The sequence below is a fragment of the Falsiroseomonas sp. genome, from assembly GCF_051859025.1.
In the GTDB taxonomy this organism is placed as follows: domain Bacteria; phylum Pseudomonadota; class Alphaproteobacteria; order Acetobacterales; family Acetobacteraceae; genus Falsiroseomonas.
The window spans coordinates 49,419-55,418 of the sequence record NZ_JBHYGL010000010.1 but is presented as its reverse complement, the minus strand read 5'-3'; the positions used below and the strand labels follow the sequence as shown (position 1 = coordinate 55,418).

Here is a 6,000-nt window from a genome sequence, read left to right as displayed (position 1 = left end):
CACGCCACCGCCCGCCACGGTAACGGCCGCGACGGCAACGGCCGCCATGCCACCGCCCGCCACGGTAACGGCCGCGACGGCAACGGCCGCCACGCCACCGCCCGCCACGGTAACGGCCGCGACGGCAACGGCCGCCATGCCACCGTCCGCCACGGTAACGGCCGCGACGGCAACGGCCGCCACCGTCGCCGAAGCGGATCGCCCCATGGCGGCGCGGCTCGTCACCCATGCCGGCGATGGCGCGGTCATTCCGGCGCTCTTCGTGCCTGGCGGCCATGGCGATGCGCAGCGACGCGACGGTGCCGTCACGATCCATCTGAGGGAGATCGAAGGGCGTTCCGTCGTCGGCTTCGAACTGCCTGCGCGCGTCACCTACGAGGTAGTGCGGCGCGGAGAGCGTTGGCTTCTCCTCCGCTTCGCTGGCCACACCCAGATCCGCCTGCCTGAGGACAGCGACCCGCGCTTCCTGGTCCGCATCCACGGCGACAGCCTGCTGATCGGATCGCGCATGCCGCTGGCGGTGAGGGAGGCGGATCGGGACGGCTTGGTCGTCATCGAACAGATCACTGCACGCCATCGCCCTGTGGCGGTGGAGCCGCGTCGGGTGCGCACGCGCCTTGCGGCGATTGGAGGTTAACCCATGATCCGATACAGCCACCGGGTCGCTCCCCGTTCCCTTCGCTGGATGCTGGCGGCGACGCTGGCCTGGGCCATGCCATGGTCGGGTGCGGCCCTGGCGCAGGGCGATGTCCTGAACGCCCCGCAGCGTTCGGCGCCGCCGCAGCAGCAGCAGCAGCAGCAGCAGCAGCGACAGCAACAGCAACAGCAACAGCAACAGCGACCTGCGGCGGCGCCCGCGCCGCAGCGCGTGGCGCCGGCGACGCCGGCTGCACCGGCCGCGCCCGCGCAGCAGGCCAGCGCCGTTCCGGGCGTGGATGGCTGGGTGCATGAATGCCCGCAATCCCAACCCTGCCGCATCTTCCGCCGCGTGATGCGGGCTGATGGCCAGGGGCAGCTGGCCATGCTGAGCGTGCTGCGCGACGTGCGCGACCAGCGTCGCCTGGCCGCTTCCGTCCTGTTGCCGCTCGGCATCGGGGTGCGGGAGGCGGTGCCGCTGCTCGTGGATGATCGCTACCTCGCGTCCATCCCGATCGAGACCTGCCTGCCGATGGGCTGCACTCTGTCCATCGCCATGCCGGCGGAGCTGGTGGAGGTGCTGCGACGAGGCAGCGTGATGCGGTTCCTCGTGCTGTCGCTGGATGGCCAGACGGTGCCGATCAACCTGCCCATCGATGGCATCGCCGACGCGCTGCGCCGGATCACCGGATGAGCATGGGCGCCAGCAGGACGTCGTCGGCCCGGCAGCGGCCACGCGTGGGGGTGCCCCCGTGGGGTGCCGGAAGCATGAACAACCAATCGAAGGAGTCGAAAGTAATGATGAGACATTCAAGGTCGATGCTGATGGCGGCAGTTGCCACGGCGGGGCTGATCCTGCCGGGCATGGCGGCTGCGCAGCAGAGCTGGACCTCGCGCTTCACCGGCGCAGGAAGCGCGGCCGGCGGGTCGGTCGTCATCTCCCAGAACGGGATCGGGAACGTCGCGAGCGGCCTGAATGGCGCGGGCGGCATCTCGGCGACTGGCTACCTTGCCAGCGGCCCTGCCGTAACCGGCTGGCCTGTCAGCCAACCCTTCGGCCACTTCGCCGCGCGTCCCTACACGACGCAGTGGACCGGTTCGCTGGTCAACTACGGGCTGCCCTGCCCGCCGCTCAGCCTGGTGCCCGTCTATCGGCCGGTGAACTACGTCTTCACCCCCGTCGTCCATCCGAACCCGGTGCACCCGCTGCCCTCGAGCTCCGCCATCGGCGGGAATGTGGTGATCAGTGGCTTCGGCGGTGGCGGCAACGGCATCGGCGCGGTCGGTGGCAACGGTGTCGCCACCAACAACAACGCCATCAACACGGTCAACAATGTGAACTACGCGGTGACGAACAACTCCACGCGGAGCAACGTCGTCACGAACAACATCGTCAACAATATCAACAACAGCCGTACGACGAGTTTCGTCAACAACAACTACTACAACAATAGCTTCAATACCGGCAGCCAGAACTCGAATACGAATGGCGGCATTGGCGTCGGCGTCGGCACCGGCGGTACCGGGCCTGGTGTGGCCGATGGCCGCGGCGCGACGCTGTCGCCGCCGCCTGTCTTCTGGAACATCCCCGTTGTCTGGCAGCCCGGTCCTGCGGCGCCCCAGTCCGATGGCGGTGGTGATGGTGGTGACGGCGGCGCCGGCGGTGGCGGCGCTGTCTGAGGCCGGCTGACAGCCGGCTGCCCCGCCGCAGCCCAGGTGGCTCGGCGGGGAGGGGGCGCGTGGTGGCGTGGGAACGTCACCCGCGATCGTGGTGAGGCTAGCTGGCGCCCGCCTGGCGGGCTGAAGGCCACCGGTACCGCGCCCGCTTCGGCGGCGCGCGATCGGGCTTTGAGATGAAACGCGCCGCACCCATGACGGGGTGGCGCCATTGATGAAGGCCAAACGATGCGAAATCTTCTGACACTCACGACGGCACTGTCCACCGGCGCGCTCGCGCTGATGGTGGCGGTCGCACCGTCTGCCCGCGCGCAGACCGTGATCAACCTGACCAACCTCGACAACACGCTGGTCGGCGTGGACACCACTGCCGGCAGCAACCAGGGCTTTTCGGCCAACACGGTTCTCGACAACGTCAATGTCGGCGACGCGCTGAGCAATGGCGGCCTGTTCGGCGGTGCGGCGAACATCCTCGACCAGCGCGCCTACAACCAGCTGAACGCGATGGGCGTGACCGCGCCTGGCGTCGTGACGCCGGTCGTGCTCGGGACCGTGGCCGGCTTCCCCGGCGGCAACCCGACGACCGTCGAGATCAACATGCTGACCTCCGCGGCCAGCCTGGGCTCTGGCGGCAGCACGCTGTCCGGAACGACGTCACTGACCAGCACCAACACCAATACCGCCAATGTGGTTCGTCCGAACGTCATCCCGAGCGCCGGCGTGGGCGTGCCTTCGCTGCTGGTCGGCTACTCCGCCGGCCCGGCTTCCGTGGGCGGCAGCCAGGTTGGCATCAACTCCGCCAACGCGCTCGGTGCGGCTTTCGCGCCCGGCACGACGGTGTCGCTGAACCAGATGCCGATCGGCCTGGCCAACGTCTCGACGGGCGGCCCCACCACCGCGTCCAGCACGGGCGGCCAGCAGGGCCTCCTGAACATGAGCTCGGTGAACAACCTGGTGGCCTTCACGGCGCAGGGCAGCTCCGAGGTCAATGGTTCCGCCACGGGCGTCGATGCCAATGGCAACCCGATCACGGTGGCCGGCAGCCAGATCGCGCAGAACCGCTTCAACACCGCCGCGATCTATGGCGATGTGGCGCTGGTGCTGGGCCAGAAGGCCGATGGTCTGAATGCCGTGGACACGGCCTTCACCTCGGCCAACATGGCGGCGGCGTACAGCGCCAACCTGGGCAGCGCGGGCATTGATCCGACGGTTCGCAACCTGAACCAGGGCGCGGGCGTGGACATCAACACCCTGGCCCTCGCCCCGGTGGGCGGTGCCAGCGGCGCGGTGACGCTGAGCGGCCAGCAGAGCATCTTGGGCGCTGTGACCGTCAGCGGCCCCGGCGGCGGCACCTTCGGCACGGTGGTCCCCGTGGTCACCAACCAGATGGTCGCCTCCACGGTGGCGAACAGCCTCGCCGCGGTGGCTGCTACCCAGCCGAACGCTGGCGGCGTGCTCGGCGGGGGCGTTCTCGCCCTCACTGCGCCCCGCAACTTCGTGAACGGCGCACCGGCCGCGGCTGATGTCGGCCTGTCCAATGTGGGCCAGACGATCGCGACCGCCTACAACCGCGTCGATGCGGGCAACATGGCGATCACCGCGCTGCCGGCGACCGGTTCCAACAACGGCACGGGCTTCTCGCAGGTGGCGAACGAGATCGGTGCGATCTCCGGCGTGGTGCAGGTCGGGACCTCGTCCTTCGGTGTCGGCGCGCTCAACAACGCCCTGGCAGACACCGTGGCCGGCCGTGCCAGCATCGATGGGCTTGCCCAGAACTACCAGATGACGGCGAATACCCTGAACTCCAGCGCCAATGTCACGGGTGGCTTCACCCAGACGGCGAATGCGCTGAACTTCGCCGCCGGCGTCGCGGCGCCTGCCGGCTTCAGCAACGGCGTCGTGAATCAGGGTAGTGGCGGTGCGGCCTTCGCCGCGGCCGGCCAGCCTTATGAGGTCGCGCTGCAGAATGGCGGCGGTGGCCTGCAGACCAACAGCGCGGGCGCCGTGACCATCCTGGGCGGCAACGCATCGCTGGCCGGGACGACGCAGCGCACCAACGTGCTGGCGAACGTCCTGTCCACCAGCGCTGCGCTGACCACCACCTCTGCCGGTGCGGTTGAGCAGAACCTCGGTGCGATCGCCGGCTATGGCGGCACCGGCTCCATGCAGTCCCTGGGGGCGCTCTCGGGCAGCATTGCGGGTAGCGGTCTCGCCTCCGCGACCGGCTATCGCCAGGATATCGGCCTGACGGGTAACCTGGTTTCCGCTTCCGGCCTTTCCGGGACGGTCACCCAGCAGGGTCCGTCCATGTTCAGCGACGGCACGGTGAACTATGCGCAGGCCATCTCCGGTGGCCGTGGCGATGCGACCATCGGGTCTGCCCTTCTGTCCGGGACGGGCGCGACGTCCGGCATCCAGACGACGGCGCTGACCATGAACCGCATCGACTCGACCGGCACGATCGGGTCCGCGGCGACCCCCGCGGCGCTGAGCCAGGCGAGCGGTGGGGTCAACGTGGGCAACAACCTCGGCTTCAACGGCGCGTCGAATGTCGCCGCCGTTGCCGCGTTTGGCACGTCCGGCAACGCCGTGGGCAACAACCTGGTGCAGCAGGCCAGCGTCAACTTCAACAGCCTGGCTTCCACCGGGCTGCTGGTTGGCAATGCGAACCAGACCTCCAACGGCTTCCTGTCGGCGAACGGGAACTCCGCGACCGCGAACGCGGCGGGCTGCGGCTCGGTCTGCAACGGCACGGGCAATGCCACGCTCCTCGGCACGCAGCAGGTGGTGGGCCAGACGCTCAACACCATGGCGCTCGCCGGTGGCGCGACGGGTCTGCTGAACCAGGTCGCGGCCGGCGGGACGGACATCCTGTCCCGCAACACTGTCCGCACGCAGTCCGCAAACGGCTACGCCATCAACACCGGCGTGCAGGTTGCGACCAACGGCGTGAACGTCATCAGCGCCGCCCGCTGATCAGCCTGACCCGGGCCGCCCATCCTTCGGGGTGGCGGCCCGGCCTTTGTGATGTTCCACTCCTGTCGTGTCGCCGTGGCGGCGCGGCGCGGGTGGAGGAGGGGCCCCGGTTCGCGCCGGGGCCCTTTTTTTAGTGCCGTGCCAGGCCCGGCGCCCGCATGGACCGGAGGCCGTAGCGTCCTGCGCCCTGCCTGCGGAAGGGTGTCTCCGCGCCGGATCGAGTTGCAGGCGCCGTCGCCCAGGACGGTCCGGCATTTGGGCCATGTGGTCGTGGGTTTCCCCGACCGCGAGGCTGGTCGATCAGGCTGCGCGCGCTGGCGCCCTGACGAGGCATGGCAGGCGGCGCCTCGTTGTGGCGGCGTACACACATCACGACAGAACAACGCAAAAAACGAGGTAGTCGCGACGCCACCATCCGTCCACGAATGGCGTTGGGCGCGATCGCTTGCCGGGAATGTCTGCCGCTGTCGGTCCCGCCAAGGATCCGCAGCGGTTTCCTGGCGGCCGAGTTCATGGTCGCAAGCTGGGAGGCTGCGCCGCAGGTAGGCCAACGGGCGGAGCGGCCTGGTTGGGCGACGGAGGCGAGTGGGTGCGTGGCGGTGCGGGAGCGCCGCCCACGGGAGTGGGGTGAAGGCTGACGCCCACGGGGCGAATTGATGATGGCCGGCATGCGATCGATTCGGTGCCGGGTTGCGACACGGAACGCGCCGC

General features: G+C 69.3%; 4 protein-coding genes. All 4 read left to right on the top strand.

Going from position 1 to position 6,000, the window contains the following annotated elements; all coding sequences use genetic code 11:
• On the top strand, positions 1-637 hold a 637-nt coding region (locus ACTIE5_RS11175), incomplete at its 5' end, for a hypothetical protein (RefSeq protein WP_439549775.1).
• 3 nt (positions 638-640) lie between these two features.
• Positions 641-1,330 (top strand): invasion associated locus B family protein, encoded by a 690-nt coding sequence (locus ACTIE5_RS11170; protein WP_439549774.1) that lies wholly within the window; start codon positions 641-643, stop codon positions 1,328-1,330.
• A 74-nt stretch (positions 1,331-1,404) separates the two neighbouring features.
• Complete coding sequence (locus ACTIE5_RS11165; protein WP_439549773.1) at positions 1,405-2,316, top strand: hypothetical protein; 912 nt, start codon at positions 1,405-1,407, stop codon at positions 2,314-2,316.
• 315 nt (positions 2,317-2,631) lie between these two features.
• Positions 2,632-5,289 carry a beta strand repeat-containing protein gene (locus ACTIE5_RS11160; protein WP_439549772.1) on the top strand — a complete coding sequence of 886 codons (2,658 nt, stop codon included), beginning with the start codon at positions 2,632-2,634 and terminating at the stop codon, positions 5,287-5,289.
• Positions 5,290-6,000: the final 711 nt, after the last annotated feature.